The sequence below is a fragment of the Sorangium sp. So ce381 genome, from assembly GCF_051473845.1.
Lineage (GTDB): Bacteria > Myxococcota_A > Polyangia > Polyangiales > Polyangiaceae > Sorangium > Sorangium atrum.
Genome location: NZ_CP150336.1, coordinates 9,680,053 through 9,704,141 on the forward strand (window position 1 = coordinate 9,680,053; position 24,089 = coordinate 9,704,141).

10 protein-coding genes are annotated in these 24,089 nt (G+C 71.5%); 5 read left to right on the forward strand and 5 right to left on the reverse strand.

Going from position 1 to position 24,089, the window contains the following annotated elements:
* Positions 1-513: 513 nt before the first annotated feature.
* Both WMF29_RS36360 and WMF29_RS36365 read right to left on the reverse strand, forming a co-directional pair.
* Positions 514-5,664, reverse strand: a complete 5,151-nt coding sequence (locus WMF29_RS36360) for an AAA family ATPase (protein WP_437324697.1) — start codon at positions 5,662-5,664, stop codon at positions 514-516.
* A 331-nt stretch (positions 5,665-5,995) separates the two neighbouring features.
* Positions 5,996-6,784, reverse strand: coding sequence for a helix-turn-helix domain-containing protein (locus WMF29_RS36365; RefSeq protein WP_437324698.1), 789 nt, complete (start codon positions 6,782-6,784; stop codon positions 5,996-5,998).
* A gap of 269 nt (positions 6,785-7,053) precedes the next feature.
* On the opposite strand from WMF29_RS36365, the gene WMF29_RS36370 reads away from it, so the two are divergent.
* The 4 genes from WMF29_RS36370 to WMF29_RS36385 all read left to right on the forward strand — a co-directional run bounded on the left by WMF29_RS36370 (position 7,054) and on the right by WMF29_RS36385 (position 15,260).
* Complete coding sequence (locus tag WMF29_RS36370) at positions 7,054-7,917, forward strand: glycoside hydrolase family 16 protein (protein WP_437324699.1); 864 nt, start codon at positions 7,054-7,056, stop codon at positions 7,915-7,917.
* A 275-nt stretch (positions 7,918-8,192) separates the two neighbouring features.
* Entirely contained in the window at positions 8,193-10,514 is a 2,322-nt protein-coding gene (locus WMF29_RS36375; RefSeq protein WP_437324700.1) for an alpha-amylase family glycosyl hydrolase, read from the forward strand.
* A 150-nt stretch (positions 10,515-10,664) separates the two neighbouring features.
* Positions 10,665-11,150, forward strand: coding sequence for a hypothetical protein (locus tag WMF29_RS36380; protein ID WP_272095841.1), 486 nt, complete (start codon positions 10,665-10,667; stop codon positions 11,148-11,150).
* Between the two features lie 54 nt (positions 11,151-11,204).
* Positions 11,205-15,260, forward strand: a complete 4,056-nt coding sequence (locus WMF29_RS36385; RefSeq protein ID WP_437324701.1) for a kelch repeat-containing protein — start codon at positions 11,205-11,207, stop codon at positions 15,258-15,260.
* A 114-nt stretch (positions 15,261-15,374) separates the two neighbouring features.
* Here the strand turns inward: WMF29_RS36385 and WMF29_RS36390 are convergent, their stop codons facing one another.
* The 3 genes from WMF29_RS36390 to WMF29_RS36400 all read right to left on the reverse strand — a co-directional run bounded on the left by WMF29_RS36390 (position 15,375) and on the right by WMF29_RS36400 (position 21,606).
* Positions 15,375-17,534: a hypothetical protein gene (locus WMF29_RS36390; protein ID WP_437324702.1), complete on the reverse strand. Its 2,160-nt coding sequence runs from the start codon at positions 17,532-17,534 to the stop codon at positions 15,375-15,377.
* 21 nt (positions 17,535-17,555) lie between these two features.
* A complete protein-coding gene (locus tag WMF29_RS36395; protein ID WP_437324703.1) occupies positions 17,556-20,252 on the reverse strand; it encodes a M23 family metallopeptidase in 2,697 nt (898 codons plus the stop codon).
* A 316-nt stretch (positions 20,253-20,568) separates the two neighbouring features.
* On the reverse strand, positions 20,569-21,606 hold the full coding sequence (locus WMF29_RS36400) for a D-alanine--D-alanine ligase (RefSeq protein ID WP_437324704.1): 1,038 nt from the start codon (positions 21,604-21,606) through the stop codon (positions 20,569-20,571).
* Between the two features lie 759 nt (positions 21,607-22,365).
* On the opposite strand from WMF29_RS36400, the gene WMF29_RS36405 reads away from it, so the two are divergent.
* Positions 22,366-23,967: an ATP-dependent DNA ligase gene (locus WMF29_RS36405; RefSeq protein ID WP_437324705.1), complete on the forward strand. Its 1,602-nt coding sequence runs from the start codon at positions 22,366-22,368 to the stop codon at positions 23,965-23,967.
* Positions 23,968-24,089 lie beyond the last annotated feature (122 nt).

The following is a 24,089-nucleotide window of genomic DNA, read 5'->3' on the forward strand; positions in this document are numbered from 1 at the left end:
GGTGCCTGCGGATCCGGTCTCTTCGACCGGGGCATCTGCTTCACTGCAGGCAAGGAGCCCGATGAGCGAGAACGCGATGCGCGAAGGCGTGAGCCCGAGAGACCATCGAAGTATGCTTTTCATGAGGACTTCTCCGACAGCTGCCGCTTGCCCATGACGAGTCGAGATCTCGCGCCCGGCGGGGGTAGGGCGCGACCGATGCCCCCACGCCGTTGCTCGCGAAAGGAGTCGGCGCTGAGCTCGATCCCGATCCCCAGGACGAAGGGCCCGGTGCGCATGACGCTATCCAGGGCAAAGCGGAAGGATGCCCGGACAAATGTGAACGCTCACATCAGCGGTGTCAACCCGAATCAGCCGGCCGGTGGCCCGCCGCCCGCCTCGACATTACATCGTTATGGCGTCTTATGGCGTCCTGGCGGTTCAAAAGACCCCACCTTCGGCCAAAGTACTCCATCCCCTCGGCTCCGCGCCGCAAGGCCCAGTTGGCACCAGGCGGCCCGCGCGCCCCTCTCCTCAGGACGGCTGCGCGAGGCCGCGCTCTCCCTCCGGCTCGACGGGCAGCTCGACGATGAACGTGGTCCCTGAGCCCAGCTGACTGCGCAGATCCACGCGCCCTCCATGCGCTCGCGCGATCTCCCGGACGAGGTACAGCCCGAGGCCGAGGCTCTGCGCTTGATGTAGCCCCGTCGCGCGCTCGAACGCCTCGAATACGCGCCGCTGGTCGGCCTCGGAGATCCCGATGCCCTGATCCGAGACCGAGAGGCGAGCGACGGCCCCGTCCCCGTCGGCGACGATCCGGACCGGCTTGCCGGCGCCGTACTTCATGGCGTTCGTGAGCAGGTTCGTCGCGACCTGCTCGAGCCGCAGCCGATCCCACCGGCCCACGACGGCGCGCTCCGCCCGCACGTGGAGCGCACATCCAGCCAGCTCGGCCTGCTCGCTCAGCCGTCCGACGACGTCCCGCACGAGCGCCGCCAGGTCCACCGGCTCACGCGTCAGGGCGAGCCGCCCCTTCTGGACGCGTGAGAGGTCGAGAAGGCTGTCGATCAGCAGGTTGAGCCGGCCGAGCTGGCGCTTGAACGACGTGAGGGACGACGACAGCCAGGACGCGGAGACCGCCTCTTGCTGCTTGATCGATCGCGCGAGCGCGTCGAGCTTCAGATGGAGGCCAGTCAGCGGCGTCTTCAGCTCGTGGGCGAGGAACGCCGTGCGCCGCTCCGCGGCCTCCGCCGCCGCCCGCGCCTCTCGCTCCCTGGCGAGCAGGAGCGCATTCTCGAGGGAAATGGCCGCCTGCGTGGCGAGCAGCTCGAGGGCGAGGAGCCGCTCGGGCGTGAACGCGTGCGTCGTGAGGTTGTTCTCGAGGTAGAGCAGACCGAGCACCTCGGCCTGCCGCAAGATGGGGACGCAGAGGACCGACCTCGGATTGTGCCGGACGATGTACTCGTCCCCCGAGAACCTGCCCGCCTTCGCGGCGGCGTCATCGAGGAGCACACGCTCCTTGGTGAGCCGCACGTAGTGGAGGAGCGAGGCAGGGAGGAGCGGAGAGGACGACACCGGCAACGACTGGAGAACCCTGGTCACGGTCCCCTGTCGCTCCTCGATCGCGGCTTCCGCCTCGATCGTCAGATCGCCGTCCCGCACGAGGATGAGGCAGCCCTTCTGGGCGCCTCCCTGCTCGAGGACGGACTCGAGCAGGGTCCGCAGGAGCTTCTCGAAGAGGATCTCGCCCGAGATCGTCTGCGACGCCTTGACGACCGCGAGCACGTCGAGCAGCTCCGTGCGGGCCGCGAAGGTGGCGGTCGGCTCGAGCGGCCGCCGCTCGAGGAGCTGCGGATAGCGCTGCTCGAGCTGCTTCACCTTGCCGTCGGCCCCCCAGCGCACGTAGCACGAGCGGGCTTCACGCAGGTACGTATCGGAGAAGCGCTCGAACCCTCGCGCTCGATAGAACCGAGACGCGAGCTCGTAGGCGAGCGCCTCGACGTGGACGAAGCCGCTCTCGCGCGCCGAGCGGATGGCCTCTTCGTAGAGGCGCATCGCGTCGAGGTCCCGGCCCTCGATGCGCGCGACCTCGGCGGACACCAGGACGTAGCGGCTCTGGAAGTTCTCGGGGCAGCCCGCGGCCCAGCCCCTCAGCTTCTGGAGCGGCTTCTCGAGCGCCTGAGCGAATCGCCGCCGCTGCTCGGCGGGCGCCTGCGCGTGGAGCGCCGTCATCGTGAGCGCGTGGTAGAAGTGGTGCGTCACTTCCATGGCGAGAGACGCCGCCTGCCCCTGCATCAGCGCGGCGGCGGCCGCGGACTCCAGCGCTTCGGCGTGACGCTCGTGCGTGAACGCGGCGATCTGCTTCATGATATGATAGATAGCGATTCCAAGGCCGAAGCCGGCCTTCTGGCAGATCGCGACCGAGCTCGCCTCGTCGAAGGCGCCGCTGTCGAAGCTCGTCGGCGCCCGCGTCGCTCCCTTCAGGCTCGCCGCGAGCTGCTCTTCGAGCCGGACCACGTGGTACACCACATCGTTGTGAGTCTGCCGGGCGAAGGCGGCGTATCTCCGCGCGACCTCGATCACGCGGTCGAGCGGGTCGCCGTTCTCCAGGACGAGCCACACCATGTTGTACGTCAAATAGCCGGCAAAGATGAAGTCTCCGACGTCGAGGCAATCGAGGAATGCCTTGTCCATGAGCGGGATGCTCGTCGCGTAGTGCCTGTACCAGATGCTGATGACGCCCGCGTGGTGGAAGAGCAACCTCCCCTTCAGCATGGCCGTGACGCTCTTGAATTTCTCGTTCAGCCTGAGCGCCATCTCGGAGAACTGGAACGCGTGCGGGACGTCACCGAGGATGGACACCATGACCGCGGCGTAGCAGCTATAAACGAAAGAGGACTCCTCGGCGGGTCCGTGCTGCAGGGACGCGTTCACCCCCTTGGCGGTGAGCAGCGGCCAGAGCGCCGGTCGCACGGAGAACATGAGGGGGGCCGATTCGGCGACAAGGCTGATAAACGCCCGCACGTCCTCGTCGGTCGCCACGGGCGCATCGACGAGATCGGCGATGCGGCGGCCGCGCAAGGCGATCGGGACCTGCCGGATCTCGGCCTCCACGGCGGCCTGGATCTCCTCGTCGGCCTCCGGGAGCGTCGCCCCGTAGAGCCGCAGGGCCTCGATCATGACCGTCATGGCGTCGCGGTGTCGCCCGGCGATCTGGTAGAGCCGCATGCGCAGCCGGTGGGCCCTGGCGCGGTCGGGCCTGGAGCGGGCGTTCTGGAGGATCAGATCGAACAGCCCGTCGGCCGGCTGGAAGTTGCCGGTGATGGACTCGCATTCGGCGAGCTCCAGGTAGAGCGCGAGCGTGTCCTCGTACCGCGCGCTCCAGGCGTCCGGCGGCAAGAGAGACGTCGCCTGCGCCAGGTAGCTGCGCGCCGAAGCGTAGGCGACCGAGGCCTTCGCCTTGATGCCTGCCAGGAGGTTGAGCCGGCAGAGCGCCTCCTTCTCGCGTGGATCGGTGATGAGGTGAGCGCCGTGATTGAGCTGGGTCGCGACGTCGAACGCCCGCTCCTCGACCGCCCCGCCTGGCAGACGAGACGCGAGGCGTCGGCCGATCTCGAGGTGCACCGCGGCCCGCCGAGCCTCCGGGATGAGCGAATAGGCTGCCTCCTGGACGCGGTCGTGCAGGAACTTGTAGGTGCCTTCGTGGCAGAGGACGAGCCCCGCGAGGATGGCCTGCCAGACATCCGCGTGCAGCGCCTCCTCCGAGCGGTCGCACGCTATCGTCAAGAGATCGACGTCCGCGGCGCTCCCGAGACAGGCGAGCTGCTTCAGCGCCTCCTGGGTGCCCGCGGGGAGCCGCGCGAGCTTGTCGACCATCAGGTCGACCACGTTGTCGGTGAAGCCTTTGGCGCGGATCTTCGCCAGGTCCCACCGGAAGGCGCCCGCGCTCGGGTCGAGCTCGATCAGCCGCTCTTCGTGGAGGGCGAGGAGAAACTGGATCGCAAAGAAGGGGTTGCCCGCCGTCTTCTCGTGGACCAAGGCCGAGAGCGGCGCGGCGTCCTCGGGGCGGCACTGGAGCATATCGCTGACGAGCATGGACAGGTGCTCGCGGGAGAGCGGGCCGAGCACGATATCCCGGACGCGCGCGCCCTCCCTCCTCACCTCGCCCAGCGCCGTCATGAGCGGGTGCGAGGGGGTCACCTCGTTGTCGCGATACGCGCCGACGACGAGGAGGTGCCCCGTGTCGAGGTGCGTCACCAGATCCTGCAAGAGCGAGAGGCTCGCCGAGTCGGCCCACTGGAGATCGTCGAGGAAGAGCACGAGGGGGTGCTCCTTCCGGGCGAACACCCCGATGAAGTGCCGGAAGACGATGCGGAACCGGTTCTGCGCCTCGACCGGCGGCAGCTCGGGAGCCGGCGGTTGCGGGCCGATGACCAGCTCGAGCTGCGGGATCAAGTCGACGATGAGCTGCCCGTTGACCGTGAGGACCTCGAGCAACCGCTGCTTCCATGCGGCGATCCTCGCGCTGTCGGCGAGGAGCTCGAGCACGATCTCCTGAACGGCCTGCACGATGGTGGAGTAAGGGATCTCGCGCTTGTGCTGATCGAATTTTCCCGAGGCGGAGAACCCCCGCTCGCGGGCGACGGCCCTGTCCAGCTCGTGGACCAGCGTCGATTTGCCGATGCCGGAGTAGCCCGAGAGGAGCACGAGCTCGGGAGATCCGGTGTCGATCACGCCCTCGAAGGCGTGCAGCAGCGCCGCGATCGCCTCGTCGCGCCCATAGAGCTTCTGCGGGATCCGCAGGCGGCCCGACGCGTCCTGCTCGCCCAGCGGGAAGGGCGCGACGCTCCCACCGCGGCGCCATGAGTCGAAGCACCGTTTCAGGTCATGGCCAAGGCCGCGGGCCGTCTGGTAGCGCTCCTCGGGCATCTTCGCGAGGAGCTTGATCACGATGTGCTCGATCGCCTCGGGCACTTCGGGGACCACCTCGGACGGGGCCGCGAACGCGCGGGCGACGTGACAATGGATCCATTCTAGCGGGTCGCGGGCGTCGAACGGGAGCTTCCCCGTGAGCATCTGGTAGAACGTGACGCCCAGGGAATACAGATCGGTGCGGCTGTCGATCCCACGGTTCATCCGCCCTGTCTGCTCGGGCGACATGTAAGGCAGGGACCCCTCGATGAGGCGTGCTGGCCCCAGGGCGTGCTGTTCGCCGGAGAGCCGTGAGGCGAGCGCGAGATCCGCGATCTTCACCTCGCCCGTCGCAGGAATGACCAGGATATTTGCGGGCTTGAGGTCTCTGTGAACGACGCCTCGCTGATGGATGTCGGAGACGGCCTCCGCGATGCGGACGGCGAGCGCGAGGAACCTGCCGGTCGCCATCGGCGCGCCGAGCAGTCGATCCAGCGGCTCGGCGCCGGAGTCTTCCATGACGAGGGCGAGCGCCCCATCGTACATCTCCAGGGCGAGGGGCCTGACGACGGCTCCCACGTCGAGCATCTTGCCCGTCTCGTACTCCCTCTTGAGCCGGGCGAGGTCCTGCGGCCGGCAGCTCCTCGGGTCGAGCACCTTGAGGACCACCGGACGGCCGTCGGCGTTTCGAACAGCACGGTACACGGCGGTACCGCGGCCCTCGTGAATGGTCTCGCGAATCGTGTAGGGAAAGGGAGGGGACGGGCTCGTCATTCAGGCGCTGGGCGAGGCAGCCTCGGCAGTGGCAGCAGGAGCCCCCTCCCCGGTAAGGTATACCATTCTCCGCCCTCGCATCATGGCCAGCGTTGCCGGCGATCCCGCCCGAATTCGCATCAGCCGACGGGCTCGGCGGCGTGCGCGCCCGAGGCGTCGTCGCCAGGCCGCCTCGGCCGAGAGCCGCTACGTTCAACGCGCCTCGGGCGATCGAGGACGGCACGCTCGACGCGCTGGGCGTGCGGGCTATCTGGCTCATGTCGTTCCAGGAGACCCCTGCCGGCGCAACCCTGACGAGCGACGGAGTCCGCCAGGTCACCGGAGTTCACGGTTACCATCCGTGCATCGGCACGGTCATTTCGGTCAGCGCCGCGCGCTGGCCGCCGAAATAGTCCTGGGGCGCGCAGCCGAGGGCGCGCGTGAAGACGCGGTGGCATTGCGCATAACTCCCGAACCCGACGGCGTACGCCGCGCGCGCGAAGCTCGCGCCGCGATCCACCTCGGCGACGAACTGCATCAGCTTGAGCCGCGCACGGTACTCGACGACGTTCACGCCCACGTCCTTGCGAAAACGCCGGCTGATCCCGCTCTCGCCCGTGTGCAGGCGCGCCGCGAGGGCCGCCCCGGGGAGATTCGGATCGAGCCGCAAGAGCTCGAAGATGCGGCGGCTTACCACGTGGGGGAGCGGCACGTTCGACAGCGACCGCTCGAAGAGCTCCGCGAGGCGATGCTCCACGACCGAGATGTCGCGCGCTCGGTCGAGCGCGCCGAGGAGCGCGAGCTCGTCGGCGAGCACGGCCGGCGCGAGCTGCACAGCGTCGAGCGCGACCTTCGACGCGGCCCCCGCGACGCGAGCCCCCAGCTCGGGGCGGAGCGCCGCGACGTACAGAACGAAATCGCTGCTCTCCTCGAGGAGCGCGTGATCTTGCCCCGGCGCGAAATAGAGCAGCGTGCCCGCCACGAGCGGCACCACGCGCTTCCCCACGCCCATGATGCCCGTGCCGCGAGCGACGAGGTTGATCTCCGGCTCCTCGTGGAAGTGCCGGGGCCGACGGTACTGCGGCTGGTGGCGGAAGACCTGGGCGCGCCGGCCGGCGAGCATCGGAAAGGGCTGGAACAACGCGGGCCGAGCGCTCAAGGCCAGGTCAGTGTGCGGCAGCGGTGACGCGGACAGGAAGCAAAAAATGCGAAGCGCTCTCGCACCCGGCGCGCCAAGTGGAGCCCATGATGCCTTCGACGCGCTGCACGGTCGCTTCGCTTCTGTTCTCCGCATTCACCGCGCTGGCCTGTGGCGATTCCAGCCAGCCCCCGGGCTCTGCGGCGGGGGCTGGCGGGGACGGCACCGGCGCGGGGGCTGGTGGTGGTTCCAGCGCCGGAACGGGTAGCTCCATGACGGGGGCTGGGGCTGCGGCTGGCGCCTCCGGCACCGGAGCCGGCGCGGGCGGCGCCGGCGGCGCGGGCGGAACGGAGGATGGCACAGCAGCGGCAGGCGCCACGGGTAACGGCGGCTCAGCGGGCGGCCCTCCCCCGGCCGAAGAGGCCTTCACCCTGCTCTTCCGCGACGATTTCGATCAGCTGGACGCAGCTCGCTGGCAGCTGATGACACATTCCTGGACGGGCAATCTGGCGCTGTTTTCGCGATCCGCCGCTACCATCGAACGTGGCCAGCTGGTGCTCCGGCTCACGCCGGCCCCCCAGGGCACCGCCGACAGCTCCGGAGCCGCCAAGACCTTCCTGGGCGCCGAGGTTCGCTCCATCGACGCGCTCACGTACGGGCGCGTGCGCGCTCGCGTCAAGTTGGCCCGAGGCTCGGCGGTCGTCTCGTCACTGGTCACGATCTACACCCCCTGGCCAGCGGACAACTGGAACGAGCTCGACATCGAGTGCCTCGGGGCCGAGCCGAATGACGTGCAGTTCAACGCCATGGTGTACACTGGCGCTCCGGTACGGCCCCCGGTGACGCAATCCGTCAGTCCGACTCAGCATCCGCAGAAGGTGGACCTCGGCTTCGACCCGAGCGCGGACTTTCACACGTACCAGATCGAATGGACACCGTCCGGCGCCCGCTTTTCCGTCGACGACGTGCTCCGACACGAGTGGACGGAGCGCATCGACCTCATGATGCTTCCGCAGAACGTGCTCATGACGATCTGGGCGTCGTCGAGCGCGGAGTGGGCCGGGGCCGTGACGGCCGAGACGGGCAAGGCGAGCGCGACCTACGATTGGATCGAGCTCTATCGGTACACGCCTTGATCGGGTCGCGAGACCAGGCCGCTCCGAGCGCGTGAGCTCGCGCGGCTCGGCCCGACAAAGCGCGAAGCGAACGCCTGGGTGCGGGCCGGAGCCCCGACGGAAACTGCGCGAGACTGTTAGCGACGCGACAGCATGGGCGGAGCATCGCTGTTCTCCGCAGCGGCTGCGGTGGTTCAGGGCGACGCGCGCGCTGACATGCCCCTCGCGATCGGATACTGCTCGAGGCCATGTCGCGCCGCCGTTCTGCTATCGTGATCGCCGCTGTCTGCGCCGTCATGCTCCCTGCCGTCCCGCTCGCGTGTGGGGGCGATCGCGAGCTCGACGCGGGCCAGGGGAAGGGTACGAGCGGCGCCGGGACGGCAGGCGCCGGTGCTGCTGGCGGCGAGGCGGCTGGCGTAGGCGGCGAGGCCGCAGGCGCTGGCGGGGCGGGCGGAGGAGCGCAGTACGGGAACCTGCTCTGTCCGACCTCGTTCACGTTCAACGCCCCTCCGGGGGCCACGGACGTCCGCGTCCCTGGCGAGTGGAACGGCTTCGATCTCGGCGCTGCCCCGCAGCTGCAGGGCGGTACGCAGGGCCGGCTCGTGGCCACCGTCGACCTGCCGCCGGGGCTGCACGGCTACAAGATCGCCTATCGGTCGGGCGGCGAGATCTCGTGGGTGCTCGACCCGGCGGAGGGGCGCCGCAAGTACGTCGACGGGGTCGAGAACTCGGCCGTCAAGGTCCCTGACTGCCGCCTCCCGTCGCTCTCTGTCGCGTCCAGCCAGGCGACGCGGCCTGCCGCCGGACAGGGCGCCTTCGAGGCTCGGCTCGTGTACAAGGATGGCATCGAAGGCGCGGGCCCGGAGGCGGCCGCGTTCGAGGCGGTTCTACAGGACCAGGACGGCGGGGCGCGCCCGCTCACGGATCGGGAGCTCTCGGTCGACGCGCGCGGCGACGTGCGGATCCGGCTGGGAGGCCTCGGCGACGGCAAATACCGGGTCACCCTCCGCGGGGCGACCCGGAGCGGCCGCGCCGGTGAGCCGCTCCGGCTTGTGTTCTGGGTCGAGGCCGAGGCGTTCTCCTGGGAGGACGCGCTCATCTACATGGTCGTCACCGATCGTTACCGGGACGGCGATCCGACCTTGAACCCGCCCGCCACGCCGGGCGCCGATCCGCGGGGGGACTGGGCCGGCGGGGATCTCGAGGGGCTGAGGCAGGCGATCGAGGACGGCACGCTCGACGCCCTGGGCGTGCGGGCCATCTGGCTCACGCCGTTCCAGGAGAACCCTGCGGGCGCAACCCTGGCGAGCGATGGAGTCCACCAGGTCACCGGATATCACGGTTACTGGCCCATCAAGGCGCGCGAGGTGGATCCGCGGCTCGGCGGCGCCGAGGCGCTCCGCGCGGTGGTGGCCGAGGCGCACCGCCACGGGATCCGCGTCCTCCAGGATTTCGTGGTGAACCACGTGCACGAAGATCACGAGTACGTCTCGTCTCACCCGGGCTGGTTCAGGACGGGGTGCGTCTGCGGGACGGACGGGTGCGACTGGACGTCGCACGCGCTCGATTGCATGTTCGCGAGCTATCTCCCCGACGTGGATCACACGGTGCCCGAGGCCAACGCCGCGTTCGTGGCGGACGCGATCTACTGGCTCGACGCGTTCGATCTCGACGGGCTCCGCGTCGACGCCGTGAAGCACGTGGAGGAGATCGCGACGCGCAACCTCGCCGCGGAGGTCCGGGAGGCGTTCGAGCCGGCCGGCACACGTTATTTCCTGATGGGCGAGACGGCGATGGGCTGGAGCGACTGCGCCGACCCGTGCAACGACGAGAACTACGGGACGATCGCGAGGTACATCGGCCCTCAGGGGCTCGACGGCCAGCTCGATTTCGTCCTCTATCACGGGGTCTCTTACCGGACGTTCGGCTGGGGCGAGGAGGGCATGCTGCACGCCGCGTACTGGGTCGAGCACGGGCAGCGGCGGTGGCCGGAGGGCGCGATCATGACGCCGTACCTCGGCAGCCACGACACGGCCCGCTTCGCGACGCTCGCCGACTACCGCGACGATGCGGGGCCTCGCGGCCGGGATGTCCCGGGCCGCCAGTGGTCGGACACCGCGGAAGCGCCCGGGTCGCCCGAGGTGTACGCGCGGACGCGCCTCGCGATGGCGTGGCTCCTGGGCCTCCCGGGCGCGCCGCTGCTCTACTACGGGGACGAGTATGGCGCGTGGGGCGGCGCCGACCCGAACAACCGCAGCATGTGGCGTCCGGAGGCGGAGCTCACGGCGGACGAGCGGGAGACGCTCGATTTCGTGCGCGCGCTCGGGACCGCGCGGCGGGCGATCCCCGCGCTCCGCCGCGGCGCCTACGTGAACCTCACCGCCACCGAGGACACGCTGGTCTTCGGCCGCCGGCACGGCCGGGGGGAGTCGGCCGTGGTGGCGCTGACGCGCGCGGGGACGGAGCAACGCATCTCGGTCGAGGTCGCTCAGGCGCTCGGTCTCCCGCCCGGCACCGAGCTCAGGGACGCGCTCGGCGGCTCGAGCGAGATCGTCTCCGCGACCGGCGTGCTCTCGATGAGCGTCCCGCCGGGCGGGGCGATCATCTTCGCGCCGTGATCGCCGGCGTGCCGGGGGAGCGGGCACCGGCGGCGAGCGCAGGCGCATCGCGAGCGGCGAAGCGGCTGGAGGAGCGCGGGAGGACGCGGCGACTCGCGCGCTGTCCGATTGAGCTCCGCAGCCGCCCCGGGTATGCCGGAGCGGTACGCCATGGAGCCCCCCAACGCGATCCAGTTGCCCGAGGAGCTCCGCGCGCCGCCCCCGCGCCCCTGGGCGGCCTTGCGGCACGTCCGGCACCAGCTGGCCGGCGTGGGGTACTCGCTGCTCTTCTGGGCGGGGCTGCTCGGGGTCGGCGCCTTCTACCGGCACGTCGATTTCGTCGCGATGCTCCTCACGGTCTCGCTCGGCGTCATGCCGTTCGTGCTCCTGTATCAGCTGCTGGGCAGCTATGCCGCGTGCCGCCTGGCGCTCCGCGGCGCGCCGTCGGCGGCGCACATCTACGAGGGAGCCGTCGTGACGAGGTACGGGACGGTGAACATCTGGCACGTCGTCGTCGCCGGCCAGCACGTGCGGATTCGCGCGAACGCGCCGCTCGACAAGAGCGTGGTCGTCCTCGTGACGCCCGAGACGCGGAGCGGCAAGCGCCGAGTCGGGGTCTATCATCCCCGGTTCGGGATCTGCACATCGCTCGTGTGAGCCGCGCTCGCGGCGCTGTTGTTGCGGGCGTGACCGCGTGAGACATTCGCTGGCATGCGAGCTGTGTCGGGTCTTCGCGTGCTGGTCATGGCCGTCCTGGTGCTGGCCGTGGTGGGGTGGATGGGCGCGCTCGGGTGCGCGGCGGGGCACGACGGCGCGGCGGCGGCGGCGCTCGTGCAGCGCCGGTTCCCGGCGCAGGCCGCCGAGGTGCTGGGCAGCGGTGCTCCCGGCGCGCCGGCGGCGACCGAGGGTGGCTTCGCGCTGGGCGCGCCTGGCCCGACGGGGCGCGGGCCGCGGCTCGCGGCCGAGCTGCCGCACGACGGCGGCGGCTGGATGCGGCTCTCGGGCGCTGGCGGCTTCGAGGTGCGGGTGCGGGAGGCCGGCGCGTCCGGCCAGGGGACGGTGGTCGACGGCGCGGTGATCTACGGCCGCGCGGGCGGCGCGTCGTTCTGGCGGGCGGCCGCCGGGGGCATCGAGGAATGGCTCACCGTGCCGCCGGGCGCCGTGCCGGCGGGTGAGCCCGCGGCCGTCTGGGAGGTGGACGGCGCGGCGCTGCGGCAGCGCGGCGAGGCCGTCGAGGTGCTGGACGCGGCGGGGGCGCCGCGGCTGCGCGTCACGGCGCCGCGAGCGTTCGCGGAAGGCGGGCGGCCTATCGCGGCGCGCCTCGAGGCGCGCGGGGCGGAGATCGCGCTGCTCGTCGAGGCGTCGGCGGAGCTCCTGCTCGTGGATCCGCTGTGGCGCCCCCTCGGCGCGATGGCCAAGAGGCGGGACGGGGGGCATACGGCCACGCTGCTGGGCGGCGACGACGGGCGGGTCCTGGTCGTGGGCGGCTATGGCGGCGAGGGCTATGCCGCGAGCGCGGAGCTGTACGACCCGGCGGACGAGAGCTGGGCGCCGGCTCAGCCGATGAGCGCACCGCGCCTCGAGCACGCCGCCGTGCTGCTGGACAGCGGGCAAGTCCTCGTCGCGGGAGGCTCCGACGGCTCGGGCACGACGGTGGCGAGCGCCGAGCTGTACGACCCGGCGGAGGACCGCTGGACGCCGGCGCGGCCGATGAACGGCGCGCGCCAGGGCCCCACGGCGACGCGGCTGGACAGCGGGCAGATCCTCGTCGCGGGCGGCTGGAGCAATGGCAAGTTCCTCGCGAGCGCGGAGCTGTTCGACCCGCGGGAGGGCATCTGGACCGCGGCGGCACCGATGAGCACCGCGCGTTATGCGCACACCGCGACGCTGCTGGCCGACGGGCGGGTCCTCGTCACAGGCGGCACCGGGGCGGAGGGCGAGGTCCCGACCGTGGAGATGTACAACCCGGCGACGAACACCTGGACCCCGGGGCGATCGATGAGCACCGTGCGCCGAGGGCACACGGCGACGCTGCTCGACGGCGGGCAGGTCCTCGTCACGGGCGGCTTGACGAGCGACGGCACGTTCCTCGCGAGCGCGGAGCTGTTCGACCCGGTGAACGGCAGCTGGACGCCGGCGGCGCCCATGAGCTTCGGGCGCTTCGACCACACGGCGACGCTGCTCGACGGCGGGCGGGTCCTGGTCACAGGCGGCCTCCACTCGTACCTCCACCTGGCGGACGCGGAGATCTACGACCCGGCGGAGGGCTCCTGGTCGAACGCGCCGGCGATGGCCGTCGGCCGCAGCGATCATACGGCGACGCTGCTCCCGGGCGGCGGCGTGCTCGTGACCGGCGGCAATCAAGGCATCGAGGCGAACGCCGAGGTCTACGACCCGCCGGGCACGAGCCCGTGGTCGGAGACCGCGCCGATGCGCGACGCGCGCCAGGCGCACACGGCGACGCTGCTGGACGACGGGCGGGTCCTGGTCGCGGGCGGCTACGGGGCCGACGCCATCGACCTCAGGACCGCGGAGATCTACGACCCGGCCGACGGCACCTGGACCGCGGCGAAGGAGATGCATGACGCGCGCTACACGCACACGGCGACGCTGCTGGGCGACGGGCGGGTCCTCGTCGCGGGCGGCTACGCGAGCAACGCGGAGGGCGCGCTCGCGACCGTGGAGATCTTCGACCCCATGACGCGCGGCTGGACAGCGGCAGCGCCGATGATCGCCGCGCGCCAGGGGCACACGGCCACGCTGCTGGACGACGGGCGGGTCCTGGTCGCAGGCGGCGTCGGGGCCAACTACGACAACCTCGCGAGCGCGGAGATCTACGACCCGGAGGAAGGCACCTGGACGGAAGCGGCGACGATGATCGCCGCGCGAAATGCGCATGCGGCGACGCTTCTGGGCGACGGGCGGGTCCTGGTCACCGGCGGCTACGGGCCCCGCGGTGAGGCCCCGAACGCGGAGATCTGGAGCCCCGACGCGCGCAGCTGGACAGCGGCAGCACCGATGAGCGCCGGGCGCCGGGCGCACACGGCGACGCTGCTGGACGATGGGCGGGTCCTGGTCACGGGCGGCTCCCCGGATTCGGAGGGGATCAGCGGGCTCGCGAGCGCGGAGCTGTACGACCCGGCGACCGATCGCTGGACGACGCGAGCTCCCATGAGCACCGGGCGCCAGAACCACACGGCGACGCGGCTCCTGGACGGGCGGGTCCTGGTCGCGGGCAATGACACTGTCAATGGCCATGGCAGCGCGAGCGCGGAGGTGTACGACCTCGCCACGGACAGCTGGTCTCCGGCAGGGACGATGTACTCCGAGCGATCTCGACACGCAGCGACCCTGCTGCGCCGTGGCAAGGTCCTGATCACCGGCGGCGTGGGCCCCGGCATGTATATCGCGAGCGCCGAGCTCTACACCGCGGCCTTCCCCGGCGACCCTTGCGACACCGACGCGGACTGCGCCGGCGCCTCCTGCGTCGATGGCGTCTGCTGCGATACCCCTTGCTCGGGCGTGTGCATGGCCTGCTCCGCCGCGAAGAAGGGCGCCGGCCCCGACGGCGCATGCGGGCCCATCCAGGCCGGCGCCGATCCGGACGACGACTGCGCCGCGGAGCCCGCCCTCTCCTGCGGCACCAACGGCCTCTGCGACGGCCGCGGCGGCTGCCAGCTGCGGGCGCAGGGCAGCCCCTGCGGCGCGGCCTCGTGCAAGGGCGCCTCCGAGCTCGTCGAGGCCCCCCTCTGCGACGGCCGCGGGGTCTGCGCCGAGGGCGACACGCGATCTTGCGCCGAGTACCGCTGCGTCGCGGGCGCCTGCCTCACGGGCTGCACCTTCGACACCCAGTGCGCCGACTCGGCCTACTGCGCGGCGACCGGCGGCGACTGCGTGCCGAAGAAGCCCGCCGGCGCCCCGTGCGCGCTCCCGAAGGAGTGCCTCAGCGGGCAGTGCAGGGCCGGCGCCTGCGAGCTCGACACCGACGAGGACGGCATCGGCGACAGCGAGGACAACTGCCCTGCGGTCCCGAACACGCTCCAGGCCAACACCGATGGTGGCCTGCCGGCGGGCGATCTCCTCGGCGATGCCTGCGACGAGGACGACGACGCCGACGGCGTCGGCGATATGGTGGACAACTGCCCCCTGATCGCGAACCCCGACCAGGCCGACGTCAACCGCGATGGGGTCGGCGACGCCTGCGATTGCAGCAACCCACGCAAGCCCGACGGCAGCCCCTGCGACGACGGCAACGCCTGCACGCAGACCGATACCTGCCAGAACGGCGCCTGCGTCGGCGGCGATCCCTTCGTGTGCCCGCAGCCCGACACCTCCACCTGCAGGCGCGCCGTCTGCGCGCCGGCCACCGGCGCCTGCGAGCGGCGCTACAAGCTCGACGGGGCGCCCTGTCCAGGCGGCGAGTGCATCGCCGGGGGCTGCTTGCTCGCGGAGGCCGCCAGCGGCTCCGGGGGCGGCGCGGGGGGCGAGGGTCAGGGCGGAGAGGGCGGCGGCGTTGGCCAGGGCGGCGAGGGCCACGGCGGAGCCGCCGCCGCGACCGGCACCGGTGGCTCCAGCAGCTCCGGCGGCGACGCCGGCGGCGCGCCTTCGGCGCCTGCTCCGGAGGGGAGCGGCCCGCCGCGCGCGCACGGCAACGGCTGCGCCCTGGCGCGCGGCGCTGGCCTTGATCCGGGCGGCTCATCCGCGCCCTGGCTCCTCCTCGCCGCGCTGTTCGCCGCACGATCCAGGGGTTTCCGCAAGGCAGCCTGATCCACCACCGCTCGCCCGATTCCCGCCGTGCTCAGCGAGCACGGCGAGCGGCTGGTGGCGCACGTCGTGGAGACCGGGGCTCTCCAGCGAAGGCAGCCCCCGAAGCCGCCCGTGTCACTTCGCCGTCTTCCGCACCGCCCCGTCCTGCGCCGCCCAGTAGACGTACGCCTCATCCAGCGCGATCGCGATCGGCTGCACCTGCCCGGCGGCGAGCGTCGCCAGGCCGGAGCCGTCCTTGTTCACGCGCCGCACCACGCCGCTGCCGCGGTTGACCCAGTACACGGCCCCGTCGGACGCCGGATCCACGGCGATCCCGGCCGGATCGGGCTGCTCGTCGGCGAGCACGACGAGGTTCGCTCCGTCCTTGTCGAGCCGCATCACCCGGCCGCTCTCCGTGCTCCAGAAGAGGTGCTCCGCGTCGATGCCGAGGAACTGCGGGGTGAGCCCGTCGTCGAACGACTGACCGGACGCGATTTGCCGCTGCTCCGTGCCGTCCTTCCGCATCTTCACCACGACCCCGCCGCCCTGGGCCCAGTAAAGGTGCGTGTCGTCGGCGACGAGCGCTCCGCCTGCCCTCCCGACGGTCCCCGTGATCTCGACGGCGTCCTGGGCGCTGCTCGTCGTGTCCACCCGGAAGACGCCGCTCTCTGCGCGCGAGGTGAACCACGCCGCGGTCGAGTCGGCCACGACGGCCCACGGCTCGGCGACGTTCGCGCTGAGGAGCAGGAGGCCGTCGCTCGCCGTGTGCTTGAGCACCCCCTCCGCGCTCGTCAGGAAGACGTCGAGCCCGGCGACGGCGACGCCCTCGAAGACGCCGAAACCGCACGTCCCGTCCTGCGGAGGCGCGAGCGTGGCGAGGCACGCGACCTCATCCAGCCCGTACTTCAGGACGCGGACCGCGACCCCGCCCTGCGGCCGCGCCCCGGCCAGGTAGAGGTGGTCGCCGAGCGCGGCGAGCGCCGAAGGCACGGCGAGCCCCGAGGCGATCGTCGTCGCCTCGGGGCCGCAGACGCCGTCCTCGCAGACGCCGCCCAGGCAGTCGTTGCCGCAGCCGCCGCAATGGAACGGGTTGCTCCTCACGTTCGTCTCGCAGCCGGTGAGGGGATCCTCGTCGCAGTCGCGGAATCCCTCCACGCACGAGAGCGCGCACTCGCCGGCGATGCACGACGCCGTGCCGTGCTTCTCGACGCAAGCGTCGCCGCAGCCGCCGCAGTGATCGGGATCCTGGCCGAGATCCGCCTCGCAGCCGTTCGACGCGTCTCCGTCGCAGTCGCCGAAGCCGAGGGCGCACGCGAGCGAGCAGGCGCCCGCCGCGCAGGAGGGCGTCGCGTTCTGGCTGCCGCAGACGTTGCCGCAGGCGCCGCAGTTCTCGACGTCGGCGTCCGTATCGCCGCAGCCTCCGCCCGCGCCCCCTTCGCCTTCGCTGCCGCAGAGCCCCGTGCCCGCGAGGCCGCTCAGGAACGCGTCGCAGAGCGCGCCGCTGCCGGTCAGCGCCGTGAAGTCGCACCGGTGGGCGAGCAGCCCGTCGAGGCTCGAGCAACAGCCCGCGAGGAGCTCGTCACACGAGGCGGACGTGAGCGGCTCCCTGTCGCCCACGGTGGGGCACCGGTTGGCGTCCCCGACCTGACCGAGGTAGCCGAGGCATTCCTCGGCGTTGCCGGCCTCGGCGACGCTCGCGCAGCGCGCGGCCGGGCCCTCGGGCAGCGAGGGGCAGCAGCTCGCGCCGAGGTAGCCGCAGCTCTCGCCGGCGTGGCTCACGTCCTCGCAGCGCCCCGACGGTCTGGCGTCCTGCTCCAGGAACCGCTCGCAGCGCCGCTCGTTGCCGGAGAACGCGATCGCGTCGCACGCCTCCCGCAGCGCCTCGGGCAGCGCCGCGCAGCACTCGTTCAGGAGGCCGGCGCAGTTGGGCCCGTACTGCGGCGCGGCGAGGCCGCCCACGCACAGGTCGACGTCGCCCGCGGCGCGGAGGACCTCGTCGCAGGCGTCGTCGTCGCCCTCCGCGGCCGCGGCCTCGCAGCCGGGGCGCAGCTCGGCCGGCAGGCTCGGGCAGCAGGCCTCGCCGAGGTGCGCGCAGCCCGCGCCGGGAGGAGGCTGGGAGGACAGCGCGCCGCACGCGCCGTACGCGCTCCCGTCGCTCGCGCATTGCTGCGCGCCGAGCGTGCCGTCCGGCAGGAAGCACGCGGCGAGCGAGCCGGGCGGGCAGATGCTCGGGTCGTGCACGCCGCACGTGAGCGTCGTGATGGAGAGAAAGAGGATCGTGCCAGTGCGGCGCATGGGATCACCTCCGGCCAAGCGTTATTCGCAGTCCGCCCTGGCGGCGCACACCTTCCGCCCCCGGGTCTCGTTCATGTAGTGCAGCGGCGAGATGAAGCCGTCCGTGTGCAGCGAGTTCTGGCACTTGTCGCTCACGGCCGTGAACGTCGCAGGCTCCTCGTCGGGATCCGTCCTGTTGGCGTCGTACACCGAGTCTCTGCATTTCTGCTCATCGTACGAGCTCAGGGACTTGTCGTATCCGCACGGCGCGCCGCTCGCCGTGCCGAACGTGCTGCAGAGCGCGTCGGAGAGGAGCACGTAGTGGAGATGCGTGTTCTCCTCCCCGCCCGTGAGGCCGAGATCCTTGTGAGCTTCCTTGATGGCCTCCCACGACGCGATGGAGCCGATCCGCTGCCCCATGGAGACCGTCTCGCCCTCCTTGATGAGGCCATCGCGGCTGAGGTGCCCGTAGAAGGAGCAGACCCGCCGCGCCGGGCCGCCGCTCGGGTCCTCGACGAAGTGCTCGATGCGGACGGTGGCGTGATAGCTCGATCCGTTGTCCCCGGCGAAGAGGACGCGCCCTGTCGCCATCGCCTTCACCTCGGCGCCGACGGTCCGACCGCCGTTCACGACGACGTCCTGGCCGAGGTGGTGTCCGCCCCAGCAGGGGTCCTCGTAGCCGAGGATCTTCAGCAGGCGCGGGTTGTCGATGGGATGCGTGAAGCCGAGGCCTGGTGGGAGGTAGCACCGGTCGCTCGCGGCGTTCGACGGCGTGATCACGCAGCCGAACGGGCAGTATTCCGAGCGGACGAACTTGTACTCTCTCCCGGCCGTCTCACCGTCAGCGCACGGCGCGGACGTGGTCCCCCGCGGGCACATCGCCCGGCAGTGGTAGAGCATCCTCGGGTCCCCGTGCGCGCCGAGCGGGCCGCTGTTGTCCCCGCAGTAGGCGGGATCCAGCGTGCCCGCGTTGTCGTTGCAATCGATCTCCGACGGATCGGACGTCGCGTTGTCGCAGCCGAGCCATTTCAGCCCGCGGTTGAAGGTGCCGGGGACCTCCCTGCAATACGGGGGCGTCCTGCCGTACGGGTCGGGTCCGCACTCGCCGCAATCGGTCCCGCAGGAGATCGGCTTGACTTCCCAGCCGCTCGGGCGCCCGAGCGTCCGGCCCGAGCACTCGTAGATCTGCTTGCCTGGACCGCACACCTGCAGGCCGCTGCGTGTCTCGCGCTGCGGCACGAGCGTGCCCTGGTAGTCGCGGAGGCTGTCGCAGTCGGGCACGGTGGAGCCCGGCGGAGGATCGGGCGGCGTGCCGGCCGGCCTGGCGTCGCTGTCGCCGCACCGGTCGTAGTTCGCCAACGGGTTCTCCATCGCATTGCATTCGCTGTTCGCGCACGCCTCCGCTGGCAGGAGCTCACCCATCTCGACGTCGCCGGAGAGCGCGGCCTGGTAGTCGTCGGCGCTGAGCCTGCAGTAGTAGAGCGTGCCGAAGCGCCCTGTATTGCCGTGCTGGCCGCAGACGCGGTACCACCATTCATGGGGGCGCTCCGCGCTCCGGTACGTGTACTTGGCCACGGAGGGGTGCGGGCACCGCTCGTCGCAGCGGTCCCACTGCGGGATCTGCGGGGCGCCCACGGTCGACTGGCCCCAGATGTCCCCTTCGTGCCAGGGAGCGAGCTCCGTCATGCGCTTGCACGTCCCGTCGCCTCCCGCGTCTGCACACGCGGTGAACAGGACGGGCTCTCCGCCGGGCGTGGGGCACGCGTAGAGCGCGGCATGATCGCCCTTGATCTCGCCGGTGGGCAGGCCGTGGTGGTCGTAGAACTTCTGCCCGCCGCAGAAGGTCTGCCCTGGCTCGATCGGCCGGGGAAGGGCCTGGCCCGAGCCATACCGCGTCGTGGAGATGAGAGGGCACCTCCCGAGATCCTCTTCTACCGGGCCGAGCCGCTCGTCGGGATCGCAGCGCTGTCCGAGGTTGAGCCATCCCTTTTTGCCGCAGACCCAGCGGCTCTCATTGCCGATGTCGAGCCCGCAGATCTCGTCCCCGCAGGCGCTCGTGACGGCTTCCTTGCCGTGGCTGTCCTGGACTCCGCGGCACGCGGTGCAGCTCGCCGGGCCTGCGCCCGAGCAGGGGACGCCGAGGTCCTGCCAGCCGTCGCTTCCGCACACGTGCTTCGTCTTCTCGTTGCCGGTGCCGGAGGAGAGGCAGGTGCGCGTCCCGCACTCGGCCGACGATCCCGGCAAGAACCCGCCCTCGCCTCGCGGAAGAGGGCAGTCGCACGCCCCGCGCGGAGGCCTGCATTCGGCGTCTCGGGGGCTCGTGGCCGCGCAGGTGCCGTCACACACGGTCCACCACCGCGGGATCTGACCGGCGCCGGAGCAATGGTAGAGGCCAGCGGCGTGGCCGTTGAGCACGCGCGCTCCGCAGAAGGCGAGCCCTTCCGGATCGTCGGAGGCGGGATAGTCGGAGTGGTCGGGGCAGGCGAGGTCACCGCAGCGGTCCTGCGCCTGGCTCTTCCACCCGCTCTCTGTGCAGGTATAGGAGATGAAGTCTCTCCCGCAGACCTTCATGCCGCAGAAGGTGTCGTCCGGATCGATGAGCTCACCGGTCGAGTAGGCTCCGTTCGGGCACCGGCAGCTGCGGTCCTCGTCCTGCGGCGCGCGGGGCAGGGACGCCGGGGCGAGCGGCGCTGCCTCTTCCCTGCAACCGCCTGCGAGGACGGTCGCCGTGGAGGCCATGAGAAACGATGCGCCGAGGAGTTGGCGGAACCCGGCCATGAGCGGCTCCCTTGCGGCGAGGAGGGTGAGACCAGACGAGGCTGGTTGGAGGGGCGTGAGGCGCCGAGGCTCTCACGGGCGGAGATTGCCGTCCAGGGGGACCAGGCTCACCTGCGGATCATGAAGATGCCGGGACGGCCCTTCCCTTGTCCTCCTCTTCATGGCGGCCTTGGCGCCATGGCGGCATTTCTGCTGATCCGGAGTGACCTCTCGCAGCAGCGCGATGGCAGCGCGCCCCGGCTCCGGCATGGGCCCCGGAGCCGCGCTCGCCTTCGCTTCAGATCGCCGACTTCACGAGGCGCAGCCGCTTCTCGGCCTGTCCCCGCTCGCTGAGCCGCAGCTCCGACGCGGCGGGCGCGCGGCGCCGCACCGGCTGGTGCAGCCTGGCGCTCGCCAGGATGGCCTCGCAGAGGTCGCCGAACTCGTAGCCTGCGGCCTCCGCGATCTTCGGCAGGAGGCTTGTCTGGGTCATGCCAGGCAGGGTGTTCACCTCGAGCACGTACTCGTTCTCTCCGCCGGTCACGAGCAGATCCACCCGCACCGCGCCCGTGCACCCGAGCGCCTGGGCCGCCCGCTCCGCCAGGTTCAGGACGCCGCGGTAGCGGGTCGGCGGGAGGCGCGCCGGCATGTGGTACTCGGTCATGCCCGGCGTGTACTTGGCCTCGTAGTCATAGAGCCCCTTCTTCGGGACGATCTCGATCGCGCCAAGGACCTTCCCGTCCAGGATCCCCACGTTGACCTCGGTCCCCGCCACGAACCGCTCCACGATGGCGGCGTCGTCGAACTCGAACGCCAGCGCGAGCGCCGACTTCAGCTCCTCGAGCGACCCGGCCTTGGTCACGCCCAGGCTCGACCCCTCGCCGCGCGGCTTGACGATGACAGGGAACCCGAACGAGCCATGGATGGCATCGAGCTCCTCGAGGTCCTGATTCGCACCCACAGTGTAGTAGGGAGGCGTCGGCACGTTGTGCAGCCGGAACATCTCCTTGGCCTTCAGCTTGTCCATCGCGAGGGCGCTCGCGAGCACGCTCGACCCCGTGTACGGAACCTGGGCGAGCTCCAGGACGCCTTGCACGCACCCGTCCTCACCGAGACGTCCGTGCAGTGCCAGGAAGGCTGCGTCGAGCCGCGCCCGCTGCAGCGTCGCGCAGAGCTCCGCGCCGAACCTGTCCCCGAGCGTGATCCGCACGACATCGTAACCGCGCGCCTCGAGCGCCTCGGCGACGGCCGCGCCCGAGCGCAGGGACACGTCGCGCTCACCCGACGAGCCGCCCATCACGACGCCCACCCGCTTCCGGACTTGCCGCTCCACCATCGAAGAACCTCCGTCGCCTTCCCGTGCGGACACCAACACCACGTCAGCTCCTTCCAGTACAGTCCAGCTGCCGGAGAGGTGCTGCGCAAAAACCAAGCCAGCTGCTCCCAAGGCCAAAACCGGCGGCCTTGTCAGCGGAGGGCGCTATTCCTGAGCTGTGGTTGAGGAAAGCCGCGCCCGCCCGCCGTGTTCACCTGCCCACGGCGTGCCGACCGCCAATCCGGTATCAAGGCCCGCGTCGGAGGTCAACTAAACGGAGCGATCTCGCCGTCGAGGGAGACGGGCGCGGCTCGGGCCATCTCGCGGCGTGTTCGGGAGTCCGCGGCCACGGCGGGGCAGCTCCGCGCGCTCTCCCCCCGCGCGGCGGCGCAGGCGCGTCATGCGCTTCGCACCTGGTGAATCGATGGCGAGCAGCACACGAGATCGTCTGATGGGCGATCGCGCTCTTGCCTGCTCGCGGCGCTGGCGGCGGCCGAGCGAGGAATTCGACGGCAGATGACGTGATAATTCTTCGCTCGCCCCCGCAAGTGGTTCCAATCGCGAATGGCCACGATCCCGGCGCGGGAGAGCGCTTTTCTGCTCCGCCGCCGTACACCCTTTGGTAGGCTCTCTTGGCCCATGCGGAGAACACTTGGCGCCCGTGGGCCAGGTCCGATCCTGCGGAGTTCCCCGGCTCGGTTGCGGAGGACACCCTGCAGCGGCCTCATCACGAGACCCGTCGAGCGTGAGCTCTCGAGGTGCCAGGGTAGGGTTGTCCGCGTGCTCGTTTCCGACTTCGTCGCCACCTCCGGGCGTGTCGCCGCGCTCTCTCGCCGTGTCGAGAAGATCGCCGCGCTCGCCGCGATACTGCGCCGCCTCTCGCCCGCGGAGGTGCAGATCGGCGTCGACTGGCTCGCCGGTCGGCTGCGCCAGGGACGGCTCGGCCTCGGGCCTGGGGTGCTCGCCGAGGCCCGCCGGGCCTCTCCTTCCGTCGTCCAGCCTGCGCTCACCCTGGGGGACGCCGACGCGGTCTTCACGGAGATCGCGCGCGCCTCGGGGCCGGGGGCGGCAGGGGCGCGCCGCGCGGCGCTGGGGGGATTGTTCGCGCGCGCCACCGATCGCGAGCGCGACTTCTTCGCGCGGCTCCTCGCCGGCGAGCTCCGCCAGGAGCGGGTCGAGCCGGTCATGATCGACGCGGTGGCGCGCGCGGCGCGGGTGCCGCCGGCCTCGCTGCGGCGCGCGGTGATGCTCGCCGGCGATGCGGCGGAGGTGGCCAAGGCTGCGCTCCTCGAGGGGGCGCTCGGCCTCCAGCGCTTCTCGCTGCAGCTGCTCCGCCCCGTGCAGCCGATGCTGGCGCAGTCGGCCGACGACGTCGCGACGGCGCTGAGCGAGCTCCGCGCGATGGCGCTGGAGTGGAAGCTCGACGGCGTGCGCGTGCAGGCGCACAAGGCCGGCGACGAGGTGCGCGTCTTCAGCCGCGGCCTCGGCCCGGTCACGAAGGCGGTCCCCGAGATTGTCGAGATCGTCCGGGCGCTCCCGGTCCGCTCGGTCGTGCTCGACGGCGAGGCGCTCACCTTTCGCGCGGAGGGCCCGCCGCACCCGTTCCAGGTCACGATGCGCCGCTTCGGCCGCGCGCACGACGCGGCCGCGCTGCGCGCCGAGCTGCCGCTGCGCGCCCTGTTCTTCGACGTGTTGCACCTCGACGGCGAGGATCTGCTCGACCGGCCCGGCAGCGAGCGCACCGCCGCGCTCCGGCAGGTGCTCGACAGGTCGCTGCGCGTCCCGCGCATCGAGCTGCCGACGGCGGCCGAGGCCGAGGCGTTCTTCGCCGACGCGCTCGCCCGCGGCCATGAGGGCGTGATCGCCAAGTCGCTCGCCGCGCCCTACGAGGCGGGGCGGCGCCGCGGCTCGTGGCTCAAGGTGAAGCGGGCGCGCACCCTCGACCTGGTGGTGCTCGCGGCCGAGTGGGGGACCGGCCGGCGCCGGGGGCTGCTCAGCAACCTGCACCTCGGGGCGCGCGATCCCTCGGCCGGGGGCTTCGTCCTGCTCGGCAAGACGTTCAAGGGCATGAGCGACGAGGTGCTCGCGTGGCAGACCCAGCGGCTGCTGGAGCTCGAGATCGGCCGCGACGCCGGCACGGTGTACGTGCGGCCGGAGATCGTCGTCGAGGTCGCCTTTGAAGACGTGCAGGCGAGTCCGCGGTACCCCGGGGGGATCGCGCTGCGGTCTGCGCGGGTGAGGAGATACCGGCCCGACAAGGCTGTAGAGGGCGTCAGCACGATGGATGAGGTGCGGGCGATCCATGCGGGTGCGCTCGCGCGCGAGGCGGCCGAGAAGGGTCAGGCGGAGGGTGGAGGAGAGGAGTTGGAGGAGGACGGGTGACGCTCGGGGCGAGCCGTCCGTCTCAGAGCGGCAGGCGCGCGAGGAGGAAGCCGTTCCAGCCCTCACTCTGCTGTGCCTCGGTGAGGCTCATCACGCTCATCAGGTGTCCTTTCGCGTCTCGC

Coding starts and splice junctions, on each gene's coding strand:
- WMF29_RS36385 (WP_437324701.1), top strand. CDS start 11,205: ATGCGAGCTGTGTCGGGTCTTCGCGTGCTGGTCATGGCCGTCCTGGTG.
- WMF29_RS36400 (WP_437324704.1), bottom strand. CDS start 21,606: ATGGTGGAGCGGCAAGTCCGGAAGCGGGTGGGCGTCGTGATGGGCGGC.
- WMF29_RS36395 (WP_437324703.1), bottom strand. CDS start 20,252: ATGGCCTCCACGGCGACCGTCCTCGCAGGCGGTTGCAGGGAAGAGGCA.
- WMF29_RS36380 (WP_272095841.1), top strand. CDS start 10,665: ATGGAGCCCCCCAACGCGATCCAGTTGCCCGAGGAGCTCCGCGCGCCG.
- WMF29_RS36370 (WP_437324699.1), top strand. CDS start 7,054: ATGACGGGGGCTGGGGCTGCGGCTGGCGCCTCCGGCACCGGAGCCGGC.
- WMF29_RS36375 (WP_437324700.1), top strand. CDS start 8,193: ATGCTCCCTGCCGTCCCGCTCGCGTGTGGGGGCGATCGCGAGCTCGAC.
- WMF29_RS36360 (WP_437324697.1), bottom strand. CDS start 5,664: ATGACGAGCCCGTCCCCTCCCTTTCCCTACACGATTCGCGAGACCATT.
- WMF29_RS36390 (WP_437324702.1), bottom strand. CDS start 17,534: ATGCGCCGCACTGGCACGATCCTCTTTCTCTCCATCACGACGCTCACG.